Genomic DNA, 1258 nt, shown 5'->3' with positions numbered 1-1258 from the left:
CTCGAGGGAGCCGGCGAGGGTGAGCGGGCCGAAGCCGCTGGGCAGGCCGCCCGCGTCGAGGGCCAGGAGCTCGAGCTCGAGCGGGGTGCGCCCGTCGGCGTAGAGCTTGAGCGGTCGGGCCACCAGCCGCACGGGCTTGCCCGCCAGGAAGACCTCCACCCGGTCGGAGCCGGCGGGGCTGTCGAACTCGATGAGGTTGGAGCCCGGGCGCAGCGGCAGGCCGTAGTACTCCAGGCGCTGGGTGCCCCTGGCGCTGTCGTACTCGGCCTGGCCCAGGCTGGCGCGGGTCACGGGCTCGCCCCCCACCCGGAGCTCGAACTCCAGGCCGTAGGGCATCACCAGCACCACCCGGGCCTTGTCCACGCGGAACACCGTGCCCGGCAGGGGCTCCTGGATGAAGCCCTGGCGGGCCTTGGCCTCCAGGGGCCGGGTCTGCTGCAGCGCGGCGAAGGGCACGCGGCCCTGCAGCAGCACCTCGCGGTCGGCCACGCCCAGGGTGAGGGTGGGGGCCTCGAGCGGGCCCAGCGCCGCGCGGTGGCGCACCTGGTAGCTCAGCACCCCGCCGGGCTGGTAGGGGATCTCGAAGTACAGCCGCCCCTGCCCGTCGACGCGGGGGTCGGGGAGGGGGTTGCCGTCCAGGCGGGCCGAGCCGGGCTCGTAGAGCGCCTGGACCGCCTCGCCCTCCCCCGCCGCCTCGCTGGGCGGCAGGTGGGTGAGCAGCAGGCGTTCGCCCCCGGGCGCGGCGGGGTTCACCCCCGCCCCCGAGGGGCTCTCGGCGGTGAACTCGAGCCGGATGGTGGAGGTGCGCGCGGGCTCGAGCACCGGCAGCACCGCCACCGCCGCCTTGCTGGGGAAGGACACGGGCACGCCGCCCGCGAAGGCCAGGGCCTGGTTCTCCAGGCTGCCCACCCGCGCGGGCTTGCCCTCCAGGCGCACCTCGGCGCGCTGGCCGGGTTCAAGGACGAATTCCCAGGCGTACGGCTTCGCCGTCCCGAAGGGAATCTGCCCCTGGGGCAGCTCGGCCATCTCGAGGCCCTCGCCGGGGATGTCCTGCAGCTCGAAGCGCACGGTGTGGTCGGCGGGGTTGTGCAGCTCGATCACGAAGGCCACGAGGCTGCCCAGCACCACCCGCTCGCGCTCGGCCCGCTTGTTCACGCCGATCAGGACGCGCTCGAGCCGGTCGGGGGCGCGGAGGTCGCCGCCGTTGGAGCGCAGCTCGGCCTGGAAGCCGGCCTCGGCGGGCGCGCCGAAGGCCACG

The 1258-nt window shown here is 75.5% G+C and carries 1 pseudogene; it reads right to left on the bottom strand.

Going from position 1 to position 1258, the window contains the following annotated elements:
* Positions 1-1258 (bottom strand): annotated as a pseudogene (locus MEICH_RS29285) (hypothetical protein); the annotation flags it as partial.

Origin of the sequence: Calidithermus chliarophilus DSM 9957 (genome assembly GCF_000430045.1) — a bacterium.
GTDB classification, from domain to species: domain Bacteria; phylum Deinococcota; class Deinococci; order Deinococcales; family Thermaceae; genus Calidithermus; species Calidithermus chliarophilus.
Note: the sequence above shows the minus strand (reverse complement) of the source record. Positions and strands in the feature narration are given on the sequence as shown.